Origin of the sequence: Pseudomonas sp. GM30, from assembly GCF_000282275.2 — a bacterium.
Taxonomy (GTDB): Bacteria; Pseudomonadota; Gammaproteobacteria; order Pseudomonadales; family Pseudomonadaceae; genus Aquipseudomonas.
Window position 1 is genome coordinate 294,813 of the sequence record NZ_AKJP02000022.1, and the last position, 18,121, is coordinate 312,933.

20 protein-coding genes are annotated in these 18,121 nt (G+C 61.8%); 13 read left to right on the forward strand and 7 right to left on the reverse strand.

Annotation, left to right across the window (positions count from 1 at the left end; translation table 11 throughout):
* Window position 1: 1 nt before the first annotated feature.
* Window positions 2-274 carry a hypothetical protein gene (locus PMI25_RS14685; RefSeq protein ID WP_007966934.1) on the forward strand — a complete coding sequence of 91 codons (273 nt, stop codon included), beginning with the start codon at window positions 2-4 and terminating at the stop codon, window positions 272-274.
* 45 nt (window positions 275-319) lie between these two features.
* Here PMI25_RS14685 and PMI25_RS29490 read toward each other — a convergent pair whose 3' ends face one another.
* From PMI25_RS29490 to PMI25_RS14695, 3 genes are all read right to left on the reverse strand, one after another.
* Window positions 320-463 carry a hypothetical protein gene (locus PMI25_RS29490; protein WP_007966933.1) on the reverse strand — a complete coding sequence of 48 codons (144 nt, stop codon included), beginning with the start codon at window positions 461-463 and terminating at the stop codon, window positions 320-322.
* A gap of 62 nt (window positions 464-525) precedes the next feature.
* Complete coding sequence (locus tag PMI25_RS14690; RefSeq protein ID WP_177325723.1) at window positions 526-837, reverse strand: AzlD domain-containing protein; 312 nt, start codon at window positions 835-837, stop codon at window positions 526-528.
* The gene (locus tag PMI25_RS14695; RefSeq protein ID WP_045122068.1) at window positions 837-1,535 is read right to left on the reverse strand and encodes an AzlC family ABC transporter permease; all 699 of its coding nucleotides are present in this window, start codon (window positions 1,533-1,535) and stop codon (window positions 837-839) included. The genes PMI25_RS14690 and PMI25_RS14695 overlap by 1 nt, the downstream gene beginning before the upstream one ends.
* 152 nt (window positions 1,536-1,687) lie before the next feature.
* Between PMI25_RS14695 and PMI25_RS14700 the strand changes: the two genes are divergently transcribed.
* Complete coding sequence (locus PMI25_RS14700; RefSeq protein ID WP_007966927.1) at window positions 1,688-2,074, forward strand: DUF2784 domain-containing protein; 387 nt, start codon at window positions 1,688-1,690, stop codon at window positions 2,072-2,074.
* Here the strand turns inward: PMI25_RS14700 and PMI25_RS14705 are convergent.
* Entirely contained in the window at window positions 2,071-2,598 is a 528-nt protein-coding gene (locus PMI25_RS14705) for a DUF3087 domain-containing protein (RefSeq protein WP_007966926.1), read from the reverse strand. The two genes, PMI25_RS14700 and PMI25_RS14705, sit on opposite strands and share 4 nt — an antisense overlap.
* 223 nt (window positions 2,599-2,821) lie before the next feature.
* On the opposite strand from PMI25_RS14705, the gene ppnN reads away from it, so the two are divergent.
* Window positions 2,822-4,195 (forward strand): nucleotide 5'-monophosphate nucleosidase PpnN, encoded by a 1,374-nt coding sequence (gene ppnN / locus PMI25_RS14710; RefSeq protein ID WP_007966925.1) that lies wholly within the window; start codon window positions 2,822-2,824, stop codon window positions 4,193-4,195.
* Between the two features lie 364 nt (window positions 4,196-4,559).
* The gene (locus PMI25_RS14715; protein WP_007966924.1) at window positions 4,560-5,294 is read left to right on the forward strand and encodes a substrate-binding periplasmic protein; all 735 of its coding nucleotides are present in this window, start codon (window positions 4,560-4,562) and stop codon (window positions 5,292-5,294) included.
* Window positions 5,295-5,425: 131 nt separating this feature from the next.
* Here the strand turns inward: PMI25_RS14715 and PMI25_RS14720 are convergent, their stop codons facing one another.
* Window positions 5,426-6,820 (reverse strand): FAD/NAD(P)-binding protein, encoded by a 1,395-nt coding sequence (locus tag PMI25_RS14720; RefSeq protein ID WP_007966923.1) that lies wholly within the window; start codon window positions 6,818-6,820, stop codon window positions 5,426-5,428.
* A 1-nt stretch (window position 6,821) separates the two neighbouring features.
* Window positions 6,822-7,385, reverse strand: a complete 564-nt coding sequence (locus tag PMI25_RS14725) for a helix-turn-helix domain-containing protein (RefSeq protein ID WP_007966922.1) — start codon at window positions 7,383-7,385, stop codon at window positions 6,822-6,824.
* Between the two features lie 85 nt (window positions 7,386-7,470).
* Between PMI25_RS14725 and PMI25_RS14730 the strand changes: the two genes are divergently transcribed.
* The 7 genes from PMI25_RS14730 to PMI25_RS14760 all read left to right on the forward strand — a co-directional run bounded on the left by PMI25_RS14730 (window position 7,471) and on the right by PMI25_RS14760 (window position 14,711).
* Entirely contained in the window at window positions 7,471-8,406 is a 936-nt protein-coding gene (locus tag PMI25_RS14730) for a DMT family transporter (RefSeq protein ID WP_007966921.1), read from the forward strand.
* A 247-nt stretch (window positions 8,407-8,653) separates the two neighbouring features.
* Window positions 8,654-11,572, forward strand: a complete 2,919-nt coding sequence (locus PMI25_RS14735; RefSeq protein WP_007966920.1) for a monovalent cation/H+ antiporter subunit A — start codon at window positions 8,654-8,656, stop codon at window positions 11,570-11,572.
* Window positions 11,572-11,916 (forward strand): Na+/H+ antiporter subunit C, encoded by a 345-nt coding sequence (locus PMI25_RS14740; RefSeq protein ID WP_003225953.1) that lies wholly within the window; start codon window positions 11,572-11,574, stop codon window positions 11,914-11,916. Before PMI25_RS14735 ends, PMI25_RS14740 begins: the two co-directional genes overlap by 1 nt.
* Window positions 11,913-13,592, forward strand: coding sequence for a monovalent cation/H+ antiporter subunit D (locus tag PMI25_RS14745; protein ID WP_007966919.1), 1,680 nt, complete (start codon window positions 11,913-11,915; stop codon window positions 13,590-13,592). The genes PMI25_RS14740 and PMI25_RS14745 overlap by 4 nt, the downstream gene beginning before the upstream one ends.
* Window positions 13,589-14,077, forward strand: coding sequence for a Na+/H+ antiporter subunit E (locus PMI25_RS14750; RefSeq protein ID WP_007966918.1), 489 nt, complete (start codon window positions 13,589-13,591; stop codon window positions 14,075-14,077). The genes PMI25_RS14745 and PMI25_RS14750 overlap by 4 nt, the downstream gene beginning before the upstream one ends.
* A complete protein-coding gene (locus tag PMI25_RS14755) occupies window positions 14,074-14,352 on the forward strand; it encodes a K+/H+ antiporter subunit F (protein ID WP_007966917.1) in 279 nt (92 codons plus the stop codon). Before PMI25_RS14750 ends, PMI25_RS14755 begins: the two co-directional genes overlap by 4 nt.
* Window positions 14,349-14,711, forward strand: a complete 363-nt coding sequence (locus PMI25_RS14760) for a Na+/H+ antiporter subunit G (protein ID WP_007966916.1) — start codon at window positions 14,349-14,351, stop codon at window positions 14,709-14,711. Before PMI25_RS14755 ends, PMI25_RS14760 begins: the two co-directional genes overlap by 4 nt.
* Window positions 14,712-14,856: 145 nt before the next feature.
* On the opposite strand, the gene PMI25_RS14765 is transcribed toward PMI25_RS14760, so the two are convergent.
* Window positions 14,857-15,297: a DUF3995 domain-containing protein gene (locus tag PMI25_RS14765; protein WP_007966915.1), complete on the reverse strand. Its 441-nt coding sequence runs from the start codon at window positions 15,295-15,297 to the stop codon at window positions 14,857-14,859.
* Between the two features lie 94 nt (window positions 15,298-15,391).
* Between PMI25_RS14765 and PMI25_RS14770 the strand changes: the two genes are divergently transcribed.
* On the forward strand, window positions 15,392-15,781 hold the full coding sequence (locus tag PMI25_RS14770) for a DUF2946 domain-containing protein (protein WP_007966914.1): 390 nt from the start codon (window positions 15,392-15,394) through the stop codon (window positions 15,779-15,781).
* 92 nt (window positions 15,782-15,873) lie between these two features.
* Window positions 15,874-18,006: a TonB-dependent receptor gene (locus tag PMI25_RS14775; protein ID WP_007966913.1), complete on the forward strand. Its 2,133-nt coding sequence runs from the start codon at window positions 15,874-15,876 to the stop codon at window positions 18,004-18,006.
* Window positions 18,007-18,121: the final 115 nt, after the last annotated feature.

The window sequence follows — 18,121 nt, forward strand, 5'->3', positions numbered from 1 at the left end:
GTTGCGCGACGATTTTGCAATCAAACAGGCCAACGGCCTGGAGTGTATCTATCTGTCCATGACAGAACGCTTTCAACTCGACTGTTTTATCGGCCACTACATCAAGACCCGAAACCTGCGTTCAGTGCCGGACATCGAACGCGTCTTGCGCACGACCCTCGAGAGCTATCCCGGGCATCCGCCGGTGATGGTCAACGAGCTCAATGCATGGATCGACAAGACTCTGGGCTATCGGGCGTCACACCCGGACTTCCCGCAGCTGGAAGACCTCTGAAACAACAAAAAGCCCCGCAATCGCGGGGCTTTTTGCATGTCGCCATCAGAATTTCACATCCGGCCCGGTGAGTTCCTTGTCATCGTCGTGCTTCCACGTCTGTTCCTTGCGTTTCTCGCGCTCGATTTCTTCTTCGCTGGGCTCGTCTGCTTCTTCGTCTTCATCCGGACGCTTTTGCTCGGTCGTCATGTGCACCTCGCCTTGTCGAAAATAGTCATCCAACAAGCGTAGAACAGTTTTTCCCCGGCAACTTACAGCCACCAACGCAACAAAAAGAAAAACGCCATGCTCAAGAGCATGCTGAGCAAGGTATTGCGGGTGTACAGCACCAGCCCGATCGCCACCAGCGAACTCAGTAAATACGGATTATCCCACTGCAGATTCAACTGTTTATCCGGCATGAACACGATCGGTCCGCAGATCGCGGTCAACATGCCCGGCACGGCAAAACCGAGAAACTGTCGTGCGTTGCTGCTCAAGCGCAGCGGCAGGCGCGGTTCGAGAAACACGTAGCGGTTGAGAAACACCAGAAGCCCCATGCCGAAAATCACTGCCCAGACCATCATGTGCGCCCCCGATACAGCTTGTTGCAGACAAATCCTGCGGTCATCCCGGCCAGGCCCGACAACACCAGTGCCGAGCCCCACTGCCAATAACTGAACAGCACCGAGCAGAACAGCGAAACCGCCACACACACCACGGTCGGTACGTTGCGCACCACCGGGGTGATCAGCGCGATAAACGTCGCGGCAATCGAAAAATCCAGTCCCAGATGCTCAAGCCCCGGAATGCTGCTGCCCAGCACGATGCCGGCGAGGGTGAACAGGTTCCAGGCGATGTAGAAGGTCAGACCGACACCCAGCGCATACCAGCGATTGAACTGCTGGCGATCATGCTGGCTGGTCAGGGCGAACAGTTCATCGGTGAGCAAAAAGCCCAGGCCGATGCGCCAGCGCCCGGGCAACGGTGAAATCACCGAACGCATGCTCATGCCGTACAACAAGTGCTGCGAAGTCAGCAGCAGCGTGGTCAACAGAATCGAGAAAATCCCGGCACCGCCCTTGAGCATGCCGATTGCCACCAATTGCGCGGCCCCTGCGAACACGATGCTCGACAGGCCCTGCCCCTGTAACGGCGTGAGGTTGGCTTCGATCGCCATGGAGCCGGCCAACAGGCCCCACGGTGCCGTCGCCAGCGATAACGGCATGATCGCCGCAGCGCCGCGAAGAAACGCACTGCGCGGCATAATTGATTCAGACATAACGCTCTTCAACCGAGGAAACGGTCGCAGACTCTGCCAGCAAATGCTCCTTCGCGGCTTGAACAATCTTGCGCACTTGCGCCAAATCACCGCGCCCCGGCGTTGCTGTCGGCGTACCATGGAGACCTTCACAACCGCGTCAGGGAGACGACATGCTGTACCGAATCGCAGCCGACGGGCTGGTGCTGTTCCACCTGTCATTCATTCTGTTCGTGCTGTTCGGCGGGTTGCTGGTGCTCAAGTGGCCACGCCTGATGTGGTTGCATCTGCCGGCGGCTGCATGGGGCGTGGCGGTCGAGGTGTTGCACCTGACCTGTCCGCTGACCTACTGGGAAAACCTGATGCGCCACGCCGCCGGGCAGACCGAATACGCCGGCGGCTTCATCGAGCACTACATCTGGCCGATCATCTATCCCGCAGGTCTGACGCCGCAGATTCAATTGATGCTAGGCAGTGTGGTGCTGGTGATCAACCTGCTGGTCTACGGGCGCCTGGCCCGTGCGTGGAAACTGCGCCGCGCCAGCCGTATTCCGTTTTAACGCGCGGTGGGTTTCAAGGCTGCCAGCCAGGCCGGATCCAGGCGTTTCTGGTCGATCTCCAGACCCAACGCCAGCATCCGCTCCTTGTGCGCTTCGACTTCACGGTGCAATTGCGCGTGATCGCTGGAGTTACCGTCCAGTTCGTGCATCTGGGTCAGTCCCAGATGATAGAAACGCAGCACCTTCATGGCGGTCGGATCGTTCTGCTCGACTGCTGGGGTCACTTGGTGCATCACGTTGGTCACGCTCATGAGGCTGCGCTTGAGCCGCCAGCTGTAAACCGCCGGGGCCATCCACGGCTGCTGCCAGAACTGCCCGCGCATCAGCGCCGCCGTCAGCAGAAACGCGACAAACACTCCGCCGACATTGAACCGCAGGTTATCGCCGCCGGGTTCGCCGAACAGCGCCACCGCCGCCGTCGAAAGCGCCATCGCCAGCACCAGGAACAGCACCGCGATGATGATCGTGCTGCGGCGGGTCTGCTGGCGAAACGTTGCTGGGTCCATCGGCTGGATCTCGATCATCAGGCATGACTTCCTTGAGCGATAAAAAGGGCAACGGAAAAAACTCGCTGCGCATTATCGCCTCTCTCCGCGATTTAGCTATGCTGGGGGCCCTTTTCATCTCTTCAGCGTCCAACGGGGACATGGCGGTACAGCGCAGATCGTGCCATCTTCATTCATGGATACACACTATTCGGATGCCATTTACCTGCCATTGGAATGACATCGTTTTAAGGATCATTGCATGACCCAACGACACGTAATCAACGCCTCGGTCAGCCCGAAAGGCAGCCTGGAAACCCTTTCTCAACGTGAAGTGCAGCAACTGAGCGAAGCCGGATCCGGCAGCACCTACACCCTCTTCCGCCAGTGCGCCCTGGCCATCCTCAATACCGGCGCCCATGTCGACAACGCAAAAACCATTCTGGAAGCCTACAAGGACTTCGAAATCCGCATTCACCAGCAGGATCGCGGCGTGCGCCTCGAACTGCTGAACGCCCCGGCCGACGCCTTCGTCGACGGCGAAATGATCGCCAGCACCCGCGAGATGCTGTTCAGCGCCCTGCGTGACATCGTCTACACCGAAAACGAACTCGACAGCCAACGCATCGACCTCAGCACCTCGCAAGGCATCAGCGACTACGTCTTCCACCTGTTGCGCAACGCGCGCACCCTGCGCCCCGGTGTGGAGCCGAAAATCGTCGTGTGCTGGGGCGGTCACTCGATCAACACCGAAGAATACAAGTACACCAAGAAAGTCGGCCACGAACTGGGCCTGCGCAGCCTCGACATCTGCACCGGTTGCGGCCCCGGCGTGATGAAAGGCCCGATGAAAGGCGCGACCATCGCCCACGCCAAGCAGCGCATTCATGGCGGGCGCTACCTCGGCCTGACCGAACCGGGGATCATCGCCGCCGAAGCGCCGAACCCGATCGTCAATGAGCTGGTGATCCTGCCGGACATCGAAAAACGCCTGGAAGCGTTCGTCCGTGTCGGCCACGGCATCATCATCTTCCCGGGCGGCGCCGGCACTGCCGAAGAGTTCCTGTACCTGCTGGGCATCCTGATGCACCCGGACAACGAAGGCCTGCCGTTCCCGGTGATCCTGACCGGGCCGAAACATGCCGCGCCGTATCTGGAGCAACTCGACGCCTTCGTCACCGCCACCCTCGGCGATGCGGCGAAGCAGCACTACGAGATCATCATCGACGACCCGGCCGAAGTCGCGCGGCAGATGACCGCCGGCCTCAAAGCGGTGAAGCAGTTCCGCCGCGAGCGCAACGACGCGTTCCACTTCAACTGGCTGCTGAAGATCGACGAAAGCTTCCAGCGCCCGTTCGATCCAACCCACGAAAACATGGCCAACCTCAAGCTGCACCGCGACCAGCCGCCTCACGAACTGGCCGCCAACCTGCGCCGCGCGTTCTCCGGGATCGTCGCCGGCAACGTCAAGGACAAGGGCATCCGTTTGATCGAAGAACACGGGCCGTATCAGATCCGCGGTGACGCGGCGATCATGCAACCACTCGACGCACTGCTCAAAGCCTTCGTCGCCCAGCACCGAATGAAACTGCCGGGCGGCGCGGCGTATGTGCCGTGCTATCGCGTGGTGGCATAACCCTCCAGCCACCACACCCCACACCACAAACCAATGTGGGAGCGAGCTTGCTCGCGAAGGCATTCGGTCAGTGACATCAATGCTGACTGACACTGCGCTTTCGCGAGCAAGCTCGCTCCCACAGGTCCTGTATCAGCCACAAATGCCAGGCACACCACAAACCAAAGTGGGAGCGAGCTTGCTCGCGAACAGGTCAGGTCCGTCACTTCAAATGTTGACTCCACCACTATCGCCAGCAACGGTTTTGTCTGCGCCTGGCTCTGCCAATCCGCCTTGGTTTCTGACGCAAAAGCCCCGCACATTCCTCACGACAGCCACCCCCGGCCCGTACTAAGCTTCGCGCTCAATTTTTCAGGGACGATTCATGAAACGGATTGCCGCGTGTCTGCTGTCACTCCTGGCCTTGGCGGCCAATGCGGCGGACCTGCAACTGCTCACCGACAATCACCCGCCCCTGCATTTTCAACAAGGCGATCAACTGGTGGGTTATGGCGTGGATGTAGTGCGCGCGCTGGCCGAACAGACCGGTGACCGGATCGTGCTGCAACAAGTACCGTTGCTGCGTGCCCTGCGCACCGCCAGCGAGACCCCGAATACGGGCGTTTTCACGGTTTTGCGCACCGACGAGCGCGATGATCGTTACCAGTGGGTCGGGCCGCTGATAGAAGTCGAAACCGCCCTCTACGGCCACGCATACAGCCAGCCACCGGTACGCTCACTGCAAGAGGCGGATCAGGCCGGGCGCATCAGCGTGCCGCGCAAATGGCTGATCTACAGCTACCTGCAACGGCAAAACCTGAAAAACCTCGACGGTGTCGAAACCCCTGAGCAGATGATGCGCCTGTTCAGTCTGGGCCGAACCGACTTCGTGGTCTCCGACACCCTGTCCACCGCCGCCCTGGCCCGCACCCAGGGCATGGAGCCGGGGCGGTTGCAGTATCAGATGTCACTGATGAAACAGGACACCTACATCGCCTTTTCGCTGCAGAACGATCCGGCTCAGGTCAAACGCTGGCAACAGGCGCTGGAAACCTTGCGCGCCGACGGGCGCCTGGAGCAGATTCGCCAGCGCTGGCTGATGAATGCGCTGCCGCGCTGACTGACACGCCCCGTTCAATTGTAGGAGTGAGCCTGCTCGCGATGGCGTCAGCCCCTTCAGCAATGATGTGACAGACCCACCGCTTTCGCGAGCAGGCTCACTCCTACAGGGATCTGTGCAAGCCGGCTGCTTCAACCCACCAGCCGCGCCGCCAGCATCTTCGCCTGCAACGCCACATCGGTCACCGCCGTGCTCTCCCACCACATCCCGCGCAGCGGTGGCCCCATCGCGAACAATCGGCGGCCGGCCTGCCCTTCAGCGTCCAGCACCGCACCGTTCACCGCCGCCGCAATCCCCAGCGCCAACGGCCCCGGCCGCACCAGTCCGCGCGCCAGCAACTGCTGTGGCAGCGGTCGCGCGACTCGGCGCCAGTCGTACTCGATGCCACTGGAGTTGATCAGCGCTGCGCCATGCATCACACAGGTTTGCGCCTCGCCCCGGCGTCGAATGCGAATACTCACACCCTGGCCCGCAGACGGCTCAAGCCCCTTGTACGACGCCGCCTGAATCCGCAACCGCCCCTCGTTGTACAAGCGCTCAACCAACTGAGCACTCAACGGCGGTGACCGGTGATGATGACTCTCCCACCACGGCCGTACATGGCGTACGAATTGTCGACGCTGCACGTCAGTCGCCTGACTCCACAGCCGTCCGATATGCGCCCGCACCGTGTCCAGCGGCGCCTGCCAATCAATGCCCTGAGCGATCGCCTCGCGGCAATGCCTGCGCAGTTCGCGCAACAACTGTCGCGGTGTGCGGATGCTCTGATCTTCGGCAAGAAAATCCACCCACGCCGGTGGTTGGCGCCGCACATGGGGCAACAGTCCGTGACGGGAAAACACTTTGATCGGCCCGCGATGCCCGGCCTGCTCCAGCGAAACCACCGCATCGACCATGGTCAGACCGGAGCCGATGATCAGCACGGTCGACTGCGGATCGAGCTGGCGCATGGCGGCGACATCCCACGGATCAAGCGCTGCGGCGTTCAGGCCGCTGGACTCTTTCTGCGGCGTGCGAGCGGCGGGGAACATGCCCGTGGCGAGCACGGCGTAGGCACAGCGCAGAGTCTGCCCATTGTTCAAACTCACTTGCACCGAATCGGTATCGGTTTGCAGATCGACGACTTCGGCGCAAACATGCTCGACGGTCGAACCGTGCCGCGCACCAACGACGCGCGCCTCGGCCAAACGCTGCTGCACATAAACGCCAAACAGCCCGCGCGGCGGGAACAGCTCACTGATCGGCACATTCTGCTCGGCAGATTCCGGCCAGCCACCGGCGGCAATGTGCGCGGTCAGCCATTGAGTCAGGTCATCGGGGTTGTCCGGGTCGACACTCATGCGCGCCGCATTGCCGTTGAGCGTATGGCCCAGCTCGACGGCGCTGTAGGCTTCACCGCGACCGAGCTCGGCGCGCGGTTCGATGATCTGGATCCGGCGCTGGCCGGGCAGTCGCAGCAATTGCACGGCCAGCATCGTGCCACTGAGGCCACCGCCGATGATCAGGATGTCTGCGTTCTGATTCATTTCATATCACTACATTACGCACAAACCGCACCGCGACCGTTCCGTCGTTGCGATAGCCGTGCGGCTGGTTGCTGGCAAACATGAAAAACTCGCCAGAGGAAATGGTGTTGGTCACATCGCCGACCGTCAGCGTCAGGCAACCTTCGAACACATAAATCTGTTCACTCCAGCCATCGGCGTCCGGTTGTGAGGGATAGATTTCGCCCGGCTGCAGGCACCATTCCCACTGTTCGACCTCGCGGGTGGCGGTGGCCTTGGACAACAGCACCGCTTTACTCCCCGGAATGACGCCGGCCCAGGCCACCTCGTTGATGCGGCTGGTATCGCGGGCATCGGGGGCCTGGATCAGGTCGCTGAAGGCGACGTCGAGCGCTTCGGCGACACGGTCCAGGGTGGTCAGGCTGACGTTTTTTTCCCCGGCCTCGATCGCCACCAGCATGCGCCGACTGACGCCGGACTTTTCCGCCAGCGCGGTCTGGCTCATGTCGGCAGCGTGGCGCAGGCGCCGGACGTTGTGACTGACGTGTTGCAGGACGGACGCCCGTTGGCTGGAATCTTTGTGCACTATATTGCTCACTCGGTGGGGTTGGGCAGTATACTGCGCAACGTTGGGCGCATTGTGCGTCCTGCCTTTTATAGTGCGCAAGGTCATGACGTCAGTGAACGAATCTTCCACCTCTCTCCGCTTCTCCCGCTTCAGCAAGGCCGAGTGCGTGCTGGTGCTGATCACCATGGTCTGGGGCGGCACGTTCCTGCTGGTGCAACACGCGATGACCGTCAGCGGCCCGATGTTTTTTGTCGGCCTGCGCTTTGCCGCTGCGGCGTGCATCGTCGCGCTGTTCTCCTGGCGTCACTTGCGTGAACTCACGTTATTTGAACTCAAGGCCGGCGCCTTCATCGGTGTGGCAATCATGCTCGGTTACGGCCTGCAGACGGTGGGCCTGCAAACGATCCCGAGCAGCCAGTCGGCATTCATCACCGCGCTGTACGTGCCCTTCGTGCCGTTGCTGCAATGGCTGGTGCTGGGCCGTCGCCCGGGACTGATGCCGAGCATTGGCATCATGCTGGCGTTTACCGGTTTGATGCTGCTGTCCGGGCCTTCCGGGGCGTCGCTGAATTTCAGCCCCGGTGAAATCGCCACGTTGATCAGCGCCATCGCGATTGCTGCCGAGATCATTTTGATCAGCACCTACGCCGGTCAGGTCGATGTGCGCCGGGTGACCGTGGTGCAACTGGCGGCGACCTCGGTGCTGTCGTTCCTGCTGGTGGTGCCGACCGGTGAAGCACTCCCGGATTTTTCCTGGACATTACTGGTGACTGCTCTGGGCCTCGGCGCGGCAAGTGCGGCGATTCAGGTGGCGATGAACTGGGCGCAGAAAAGCGTTTCGCCGACCCGGGCAACCTTGATCTATGCCGGTGAACCGGTGTGGGCCGGCATCGTCGGGCGGATTGCCGGGGAGCGTCTGCCGGCGATTGCCTTGGTTGGCGCCGGGTTGATTGTGGCGGCGGTGATTGTCAGTGAATTGAAGACCAAGGGTAAGGTTGACGAAGTGGATGCTGAGCTGGAGCGGGAAACCCAAGGTTAATCCGCAATATCTCGAGAGCCTGAACCATAGCCATCGCGAGCAGGCTCACTCCTACAATTGAAATACGTTTCCCCTGTAGGAGTGAGCCTGCTCGCGATGAGGCCATCCCAGGCAACATCCATCTACCTGAAACAATGCCAAACAGAAAATTCCAGACTACTTTGTAGGATTCTGAGACATCCTGGCGTTTGGTAATCAGGGAGCTGGCACGTATGATGCTTCACAAACTTCCGCAGATTAGAAGCCTATGTCCCTGATAGTTCTACTGCTTCTGCCATTCATTGGCAGCTGTCTGGCAGCGGTGCTGCCACACAACGCGCGTAATACCGAATCCCTGTTGGCAGGTCTGGTCGCTCTGATCGGCACCGTGCAGGTCGCGCTGTTGTACCCGCAAATCGCCCACGGCGGGGTGATCCGCGAAGAATTCATGTGGCTGCCCAGCCTCGGTTTGAACTTCGTCCTGCGCATGGACGGCTTCGCCTGGCTGTTCTCGCTGCTGGTGCTGGGCATCGGCGCCCTGGTCTCTTTGTATGCGCGTTATTACATGTCGCCGGACGATCCGGTGCCGCGCTTCTTCGCCTTTTTCCTGGCGTTCATGGGCGCCATGCTCGGGCTGGTAATCTCCGGCAACCTGATCCAGATCGTGTTCTTCTGGGAGCTGACCAGCCTCTTCTCGTTCCTGTTGATTGGCTACTGGCACCACCGCGCCGATGCCCGGCGTGGCGCCTATATGGCGCTGATGGTCACCGGTGCCGGGGGATTGTGCCTGCTGGCGGGGGTCATGATTCTCGGCCATGTCGTCGGCAGCTATGACCTGGACAAGGTCCTGGCCGCCGGCGATCAGATTCGCGCACATGCCCTCTACCCTATCCTGCTTCCCCTAATCCTTATCGGCGCCCTCAGCAAAAGCGCCCAGTTCCCTTTCCACTTCTGGCTGCCGCACGCCATGGCGGCGCCCACCCCGGTTTCGGCTTATCTGCACTCGGCGACCATGGTCAAGGCTGGAGTGTTCCTGCTTGCGCGCCTGTGGCCGTCGCTGTCCGGCAGTGAAGAATGGTTCTACATCGTCAGCGGCGCCGGTGCGTGTACGCTGTTGCTCGGCGCGTATTGCGCGATGTTCCAGAACGACCTCAAGGGTCTGCTGGCCTACTCGACCATCAGCCACCTCGGCCTGATCACTCTTTTGCTGGGCCTGAACAGTCCGCTGGCAGCCGTCGCGGCGGTGTTTCACATCCTCAACCACGCGACCTTCAAGGCGTCGCTATTCATGGCCGCCGGGATCATCGACCACGAAAGCGGCACCCGCGACATCCGCAAGCTCAGCGGTCTGATCAAACTGATTCCGTTCACCGCCACATTGGCGATGGTTGCCAGTGCGTCGATGGCTGGCGTGCCGTTGCTCAACGGCTTCCTGTCGAAAGAAATGTTTTTCGCCGAAACCGTGTTCATCAACGCCACCGCGTGGGTTGAAGCGGCGTTGCCGATTGTCGCGACCATCGCCGGGACCTTCAGCGTCGCCTACTCGCTGCGCTTCACCGTCGACGTGTTCTTCGGCCCGACCGCTACCGATCTGCCGCACACCCCGCACGAACCACCGCGCTGGATGCGTGCGCCGGTCGAACTGCTGGTGTTCACCTGCCTGATCGTCGGGATCTTCCCGGCGCAAGTGGTCGGCCCGCTGCTCGCGGCCGCCGCACTGCCAGTGGTGGGTGGAACGCTGCCTGAGTACAGTCTGGCGATCTGGCACGGTCTGAACGCGCCGATGATCATGAGCCTGATCGCCATGTCCGGCGGCATCGTGGTCTATCTGCTGCTGCGCAACCAGCTCAAGCGTGGCCGCTTCAAATACCCGCCGCTGGTGGGCCGCTTCAACGGCAAGCGCCTGTTCGAGCGCAGTCTGGTGCTGATGATGCGCATGGCCCGCCGGGTCGAACGCCGACTTGGCACCCGCCGCCTGCAGATGCAACTGTTCCTGATGGTGTTGGCGGCGGTCCTCGCCGGCCTGATCCCGATGCTGCACAGCAGCCTGAGCTGGGGCGACCGGCCGAAGATTCCGGGTTCCATCGTGTTCGTCACCCTGTGGCTGCTGGCGATTGCCTGCGCCCTCGGCGCCGCGTGGCAAGCCAAGTATCACCGTCTCGCGGCCCTGACCATGGTCAGCGTCTGCGGGCTGATGACCTGCGTGACCTTCGTCTGGTTCTCGGCGCCGGATCTGGCGCTGACGCAACTGGCGGTGGAAGTGGTGACCACGGTGCTGATCCTGCTCGGCCTGCGCTGGCTGCCACGACGCATCGAAGAAGTCTCGCCATTGCCGTCGAGCCTGCGCAAGGCCCGGGTACGGCGCTTGCGCGACTTGCTGCTGTCGATTGCCGTCGGTGCCGGCATGGCGCTGTTGTCCTACGCAATGCTGACGCGGCAGACGCCCAACGACATTTCCTCGTTCTACCTCAGCCGGGCCATGCCCGAGGGCGGTGGCAGCAACGTGGTCAACGTGATGCTGGTGGACTTCCGTGGCTTCGACACCCTCGGTGAAATCACCGTGCTGGTGGCCGTGGCGCTGACCGTGTTCGCCCTGCTGCGACGTTTCCGCCCGCCAAAAGAAAGCCTGCAGTTGCCGGCCCAACAACGCCTGCTCGCGCCGGACGTGGTCACCGATCTGGTCAACCCGCGCAGCGCCAGCGACACCGCGCTGGGCTTCATGATGGTGCCCGCGGTGCTGGTGCGCCTGTTGCTGCCGATTGCGCTGGTGGTGTCGTTCTACCTGTTCATGCGTGGCCATAACCAGCCGGGCGGCGGTTTCGTTGCAGGCCTGGTGATGTCGGTGGCGTTCATCCTGCAATACATGGTCGCCGGTACGCAGTGGGTCGAGGCGCAAATGAGCCTGCGACCGCTGCGCTGGATGGGCACTGGCCTGCTGTTCGCCACCGCCACCGGTCTTGGGGCGATGGCGGTCGGTTATCCGTTCCTGACCACCCACACCTGGCATTTCGCCTTGCCGCTGCTGGGCGAGATCCATATCGCCAGCGCACTGTTCTTCGACATCGGCGTGTACGCCGTGGTGGTCGGTTCGACGTTGCTGATCCTGACCGCCCTCGCCCACCAATCGGTGCGGGGTCACAAGACCGCGTCACTGCCCAAGTCCGTCGCCAGCAAAGGAGCCGTCTGATGGAAGAAGTCATCGCAATCGCCATCGGCGTGCTCGCCGCGTCCGGCGTGTGGCTGGTATTGCGGCCACGGACATTTCAGGTGGTCATGGGCCTGTGCCTGCTGTCCTACGCGGTCAACCTGTTCATATTCAGCATGGGCAGCCTGTTCATCGGTAAAGAACCGGTGATCAAGGACGGCGTGACCCAGGATTTGCTGCACTACACCGATCCGCTGCCGCAGGCCCTGGTGCTGACCGCCATCGTCATCAGCTTCGCCATGACTGCGCTGTTCCTGGTGGTGTTGCTCGCGTCGCGGGGCCTGACCGGCACCGACCACGTCGACGGCCGGGAGCCCAAGGAATGATGGCGATGACCCACCTGATCGCCGCACCGATCCTGCTGCCGCTGCTGACCGCCGCGATCATGTTGATGCTCGGCGAGAAGCACCGGCCACTGAAGGCGAAAATCAACCTGTTCTCGAGCCTCGTCGGCCTGTTCATTTCGGTGATGCTGCTGCAGTGGACGCAAACCACCGGCGTGCCCGGCTCCATTGGCGTGTACCTACCGGGCAACTGGCAGGCGCCGTTCGGCATCGTGCTGGTGGTCGATCGCCTGTCGGCCTTGATGCTGGTACTGACCGGGATCATCGGTGTCAGCGCCCTGCTGTTCGCCATGGCACGCTGGGACGGCGCGGGATCAAGCTTCCACGCGTTGTTCCAGATTCAACTGATGGGCCTGTACGGCGCCTTCCTCACCGCCGACCTGTTCAACCTGTTCGTGTTCTTCGAAGTGCTGCTCGCCGCCTCGTATGGCCTGTTGCTGCACGGCTCGGGTCGGGCGCGGGTGTCGTCGGGGCTGCATTACATCTCGATCAACCTGCTGGCTTCGTCGCTGTTCCTGATTGGCGCGGCGCTGATCTATGGCGTCACCGGCACGCTGAACATGGCCGATCTGGCGCTGAAGATCCCGCTGGTGCCGGAAGCCGATCGTGGCTTGCTGCATGCCGGCGCGGGGATTCTCGCCGTGGCATTCCTGGCCAAGGCCGGCATGTGGCCGCTGAACTTCTGGCTGGTGCCGGCCTACTCCTCGGCCAGTGCGCCGGTGGCGGCGATGTTCGCAATCATGACCAAGGTCGGCGTCTACACCCTGCTGCGTCTGTGGACGCTGCTGTTCTCCGGGCAGGCTGGGGCTTCGGCGTTCTTCGGTGGCGACTGGCTGATCTACGGCGGCATGGCGACCATCGCCTGCGCGGCGCTGGCGATTCTCGCCGCGCAACGCCTGGAGCGGATGGCCAGCCTGAGCATTCTGGTGTCGGCCGGGATTCTGCTGTCGGCGGTGGGTTTCGCTCAGCCGAACCTGATCGGCGCGGCGCTGTTCTATCTGGTCAGCTCGACTCTCGCCCTGAGTGCACTGTTCCTGCTGGCGGAGTTGATCGAGCGCTCGCGTTCGGCCAACGAGATTCCGCTGGAGGATGAAAGCGAGTTGCTGCCGCGTCCGCAGGAATCGCTGCAACCGCCCAAAGGCATCAACCTCGATGACGAGCAAAAAGCCGTGGTCGGTCAGGTCATTCCGTGGACCATGGCGTTTCTCGGCCTGAGCTTCATTGCCTGTGCGCTGCTGATCATCGGCATGCCGCCGCTGTCCGGATTCATCGGCAAGCTCAACCTGATCGGTGCGCTGCTTAATCCGCTGGGGCTGGGCGGCGAAGCGCCGATCTCGAACGCTGCATGGGCGCTGCTGGCGCTGCTGATCCTCTCCGGACTGGCTTCGCTGATGGCATTTGCGCGCATGGGCGTCCAGCGTTTCTGGACGCCTGAAGAGCGCCCGTCGCCGCTGCTGCGCAAGCTTGAGTGTGCGCCGATCTTCCTGTTGCTGGGATTGAGCATCGCGCTGACCTTCAAGGCCGAACCGCTGCTGCGTTACACCCAGGCCACCGCCGACGCGCTGAACAACCCGCAGCAATACGTGATGGCGGTGCTCGGCACCCGCGCCGTGCCAAGTCCTGAAGCCAAAGCGGCGATGCTGGAGGTGCAGCCATGAAGCGCGTATTTCCGGCACCGTTGCTGTCACTGGCGTTGTGGGTTTTGTGGCTGACGCTGAACCTGTCCGTCAGCCCGGGCAACCTGCTGCTCGGCGCAATACTCGGCTTCGCCGCACCGTTGATGATGCGCAAGCTGCGCCCGAAACAGGTGCGCATCCGCCGCCCGCTGACGATTTTGCGCCTGTTCGTAATGGTGGGCCGTGATGTGGTGATGTCCAATCTGATCGTCGCCTGGGGCGTGCTCAATGCCGGTCGCCGGCCGCCGCGCTCAGGCTTCGTCAAAGTGCCGCTGGACCTGCGCGACGCCAACGGTCTGGCCGCGCTGGCGATGATCTGCACCGTGGTGCCGGGCACCGTGTGGTCGGAGCTGGCGCTGGATCGCAGCATTCTGCTGCTGCACGTTTGGGATCTGGATGACGAGGCGCACTTCATCCACCACTTCAAGACTGCCTACGAGCAGCCGTTGATGGAGATTTTCGAATGAGCCCGCTGCTGTCGAACGCGATTCTGCTGACGCTGTTCCTGTTCTCGCTGGCAATGGTCCTGACCTTGATTCGCCTGTTCAAGGGACCGTCGGCACAGGATCGGGTACTCGCGCTGGATTACCTGTACATCATCGCCATGCTGATGATGCTGACCCTGGGTATTCGCTATTCCAGTGACACTTATTTCGAGGCGGCGCTGCTGATCGCGCTGTTCGGCTTCGTCGGCTCGTTTGCCCTGGCGAAATTCCTGCTGCGTGGCGAGGTGATCGAATGAATGCGCAATTGTCGTTGTGGGTGGAGATTCCGGTGGCGATCCTGCTGGTGCTCAGCGGGGTGTTTGCGCTGATTGGCGCGACCGGATTGCTGCGCATGAAGGATTACTTCCAGCGCATGCACCCACCGGCGCTGGCCTCGACAATCGGCGCGTGGTGCGTGGCACTGGCGTCGATCATCTGTTTCTCGGCACTCAAGTCGGGGCCGGTGATGCATGCCTGGCTGATTCCGATCCTGCTGGCGATCACCGTGCCGGTGACTACCCTGCTGCTGGCGCGGGCGGCTTTGTTCCGCAAGCGCATGGCCGGGGATGATGTGCCGGCTGAGGTGAGCAGTCGCAGGACCGAGAGCGGTAGTTAATTCGGCGGTGTCTGGGCAGGCCTCTTCGCGGGCAAGCCCGCTCCCACAGGGTTTTGGATGGAGCCCATTACTTGTGAACACCCACAATCACTGTGGGAGCGGGCTTGCCCGCGAAGAGGCCGGTATTGCCAACACATGAACCGGGTCAGACCCAAGCTACCGCCAACAACCCCGCCCCCAGCACCAGACACAGCGGCGAATACACCCAGGTATCCAGTCGCGCAAACCGCGACCCTTTCACTTCCTTGAAAAACCCCACCAGATTCGAATCGCCGATCGCCCGGGCAAACATCAGCAACGCAATCGCACTGATCACCCATTGCAGCGCCTTGTGATGCACCGCCGGCATGCCCCAGCCGACGCGCATGCACACCAGCGCGGCGATCACCAATAATGCCGCCGCCACCAACAAAGTGATCCAGCCTGACGGTTTGAACGCCGGTCGCACCGTCACCACCAGTCCTTGCACCGGCACTTGCGGTACCGCCGCCACCGCCGCCCATTGCCCACCCAGCGCCCAATACACGTGTACCAGGGCGATTGCCGCAAATATCGTCACCAGCCATTGAGCCAACACAAAGGTCATGGTCGAGAATCCTTTCGAGGGATTTGAACAAAACATCCTAGTTGGCATTTTTTGAAGTGCACGACCGATCAGCGGTACGGTAAAGTGCCGCCCCATGAAATTCACCCGTTCCGATCGCTCACTGATGGCCTGGATGCTTTATTGCTGCGTCCTGTTCAACGTGTTCGCCTGCAGCATCGGTCACGGGCAAATGGTCGGGATGCAGCTCAACGGCATCGGCGGCCAGTTCTGTACGGTCGATCCGGCCAATCAAGCGCCGCTGACCAGTAATCCCAGCGAAGAACAATTGCCGACCCTGTCCAAGGCGTTCGGCTGCCCGCTGTGCTCGGTCGGTGGCGGCATGGGCCCGGCGTTCAACTCCAGCCTGACCCTCGCGGTGCTGCCCGAGCAACACAGCCCGCCGCTGGCACCCATCGTCAGCGCCGACCTCCCCGCCCGCTTCACCTGGCCTTCGGCCAACCCTCGCGCCCCGCCGCTCGCCTGAGTGTCTTTGCCTTTTTGATTTGTCAGCCCACTGCGCCAACGCGCGGCGTTTGCCTGTGCGCTGATTCCCAGACAAGCATTCAGGATTCAACGATGAAACATATTCCTCTGCTGGCGAGCCTGTGCGGCTGCCTGTCCATTAACGCCTGGGCGCAATCCACCGTGGACCTGGCGCCAATCACCATCGACGGCGAATCCACCAGCGAACCAGGCCTGAGCCTCGACCAATCCAGCGGCATGGCCTCGCGCCTCGGCCTCAGCGTGCGCGACACGCCGGCCTCGGTGGCCGTCGCCAACCGCAACGACATCGAACGTCACGGCGCACAGAACTTCCAGGACGCCGCCAACACCCTGCCCGGGGTCAATGCCAGCGCGCCGCCAGGCTTTGGCGGATTCGTCTCCTATCGCGGCTTCACCAGCAGCCAGATCACCCAGATGTTCAATGGCATCAACGTCTCCGGCGGTCTCGCCCGACCGGTGGATTCATGGATCTATGATCGAGTCGAACTGGTCGGCGGCCCGTCGTCGCTGATCAACGGCGCAGGCTCGGTGGGAGGTTCGCTGAACTACGTGACCAAACTGGCAACTCGCGACGAACAAGCCGCCGAAGGTCGCGTCAGCTACGGCAGTTACGACACCACCGAAACTGCGTTCGGCCTCAACCATGCGCTGACTGACCCGAGCGCCGACGTGCAGCACTACGCGCGGCTCGACGTCAGTCACAACACCAGCAACGGCTACATCGACCGCCAGCAGCGCGATGCCTGGAGCGTGGCGTTCTCGTTGCTCAGCGATCTCACGCCGGACCTGTCCCACACCCTGGCCCTGGAATATCAGGACGAACACGAAGACAGCCCGTATTGGGGCACGCCGGTACTCAACCCCAAGGCTGGCGAACTGAAGATCGACAAACACAATCGCTTCAACAACTACAACGTCGAGGATGGGCGCTACGAACAGCGCACGATCTGGGTGCGCTCGATCATCGACTACCGGATCAACGACAGCACCACTCTGCGCAATACGCTGTATCACCTCGACAGCCAGCGCGACTACCGCAACCTAGAGACCTATCAGTACAACGCCGACAACTCGGCGGTTAACCGCTCCACCGCCTATCAAGTGCGGCATCAGGGCGAGCAGAACGGCAACCAGTTCGAACTGCGCCACGACAACACCCTGTTCGGCCTCGACACCACCTGGTCCGGCGGATTCGAGTACAAGGTCAACCAGACCACCAACTCGCCGTTGAACATCAAAGGCGCGAGCACGGTCGATCCGAACAATTACCGACCCGGGCATTTCTATGACATCCCCGGCACCAACCCGACCCTGATCAGCGACAAGACCAACGAGGTCACGACCAAGGCGCTGTTCGTGGAAAACCGCCTGGCACTGACCGACAAACTGGCGTTGCTCACCGGCCTGCGATACGACGACATCGACCTCGACGTGACCAACCATCGCACGGTGACGGCGAGCAATCCCAAACACCTCAAGCGCAGTTGGGAGCCGGTCACCGGGCGCGTCGGCCTGACCTACCAGTTCATTCCATCCGCCAACGTTTACCTGCAATACAGCACCGCCGCCGAGCAACCGAACGGCACGCAGGACTTCGACGTGTCGACCGGCAAGCAATGGGAAATCGGCAGCAAGTTCGACTACCTCGATGGCCGTGGCTCGGCGACAGTCGCTGCCTACACCATCGAGCGCAAGGACTTCGCCGTGACCGATCCACTGGATCCGACCAGCAGCATTCCAGTGGGGCAGCAAACCTCGAAAGGCATCGAGGTCGCCAGCTCCCTGCGGATCACCGACAAGCTGTTGGCCGAAGGCAACTTCGCCTGGGTCGATGCGCAATACGACGACTTCACCGAAAAGAACGCCGCCGGCGTGGTGGTTTCACGCAAGGGCAACACACCGACCAACGTCCCGGATCGGGTCGGCAATCTATGGCTGACTTATGATTTTTCGCCGCAATGGCAAGCTGGGGTCGATGCCCGGTATGTGGCGTCGGTGTATGCGGACACGGCGAACACCATGACCGTGCCGTCGTACACGCTGTTCGGCAGCTTCCTCAGTTACAAGGTCGACTCGCACACCACCGTCACTGGCCGGGTGCGCAACCTGACCAACGAGGTGTATGCCGAGTTTGCGCATGTATCGCCGGCGTACTATCTGGGTACGCCGCGTACCTTTGAATTGGCGGTGCAGACTCGATTCTGAGTCGACACTTATCCTGTGGCGAGGGAGCTTGCTCCCGCTGGGTTGCGAAGCAGCCCTGAAATCGGCTGACGCGGTTAATCATTAAAACCGCATTTTCCGAGATAGCGACTGCTCC

Excerpts from the sequence above, each read along its gene's own strand:
- PMI25_RS29490 (WP_007966933.1), bottom strand. The coding sequence starts at position 463 with ATGACGACCGAGCAAAAGCGTCCGGATGAAGACGAAGAAGCAGACGAG.
- PMI25_RS14690 (WP_177325723.1), bottom strand. The coding sequence starts at position 837 with ATGGTCTGGGCAGTGATTTTCGGCATGGGGCTTCTGGTGTTTCTCAAC.
- PMI25_RS14695 (WP_045122068.1), bottom strand. The coding sequence starts at position 1,535 with ATGTCTGAATCAATTATGCCGCGCAGTGCGTTTCTTCGCGGCGCTGCG.
- PMI25_RS14700 (WP_007966927.1), top strand. The coding sequence starts at position 1,688 with ATGCTGTACCGAATCGCAGCCGACGGGCTGGTGCTGTTCCACCTGTCA.
- PMI25_RS14705 (WP_007966926.1), bottom strand. The coding sequence starts at position 2,598 with ATGATCGAGATCCAGCCGATGGACCCAGCAACGTTTCGCCAGCAGACC.
- ppnN (WP_007966925.1), top strand. The coding sequence starts at position 2,822 with ATGACCCAACGACACGTAATCAACGCCTCGGTCAGCCCGAAAGGCAGC.
- PMI25_RS14715 (WP_007966924.1), top strand. The coding sequence starts at position 4,560 with ATGAAACGGATTGCCGCGTGTCTGCTGTCACTCCTGGCCTTGGCGGCC.
- PMI25_RS14720 (WP_007966923.1), bottom strand. The coding sequence starts at position 6,820 with ATGAATCAGAACGCAGACATCCTGATCATCGGCGGTGGCCTCAGTGGC.
- PMI25_RS14730 (WP_007966921.1), top strand. The coding sequence starts at position 7,471 with ATGACGTCAGTGAACGAATCTTCCACCTCTCTCCGCTTCTCCCGCTTC.
- PMI25_RS14735 (WP_007966920.1), top strand. The coding sequence starts at position 8,654 with ATGTCCCTGATAGTTCTACTGCTTCTGCCATTCATTGGCAGCTGTCTG.
- PMI25_RS14740 (WP_003225953.1), top strand. The coding sequence starts at position 11,572 with ATGGAAGAAGTCATCGCAATCGCCATCGGCGTGCTCGCCGCGTCCGGC.
- PMI25_RS14745 (WP_007966919.1), top strand. The coding sequence starts at position 11,913 with ATGATGGCGATGACCCACCTGATCGCCGCACCGATCCTGCTGCCGCTG.
- PMI25_RS14750 (WP_007966918.1), top strand. The coding sequence starts at position 13,589 with ATGAAGCGCGTATTTCCGGCACCGTTGCTGTCACTGGCGTTGTGGGTT.
- PMI25_RS14755 (WP_007966917.1), top strand. The coding sequence starts at position 14,074 with ATGAGCCCGCTGCTGTCGAACGCGATTCTGCTGACGCTGTTCCTGTTC.
- PMI25_RS14760 (WP_007966916.1), top strand. The coding sequence starts at position 14,349 with ATGAATGCGCAATTGTCGTTGTGGGTGGAGATTCCGGTGGCGATCCTG.
- PMI25_RS14765 (WP_007966915.1), bottom strand. The coding sequence starts at position 15,297 with ATGACCTTTGTGTTGGCTCAATGGCTGGTGACGATATTTGCGGCAATC.
- PMI25_RS14770 (WP_007966914.1), top strand. The coding sequence starts at position 15,392 with ATGAAATTCACCCGTTCCGATCGCTCACTGATGGCCTGGATGCTTTAT.
- PMI25_RS14775 (WP_007966913.1), top strand. The coding sequence starts at position 15,874 with ATGAAACATATTCCTCTGCTGGCGAGCCTGTGCGGCTGCCTGTCCATT.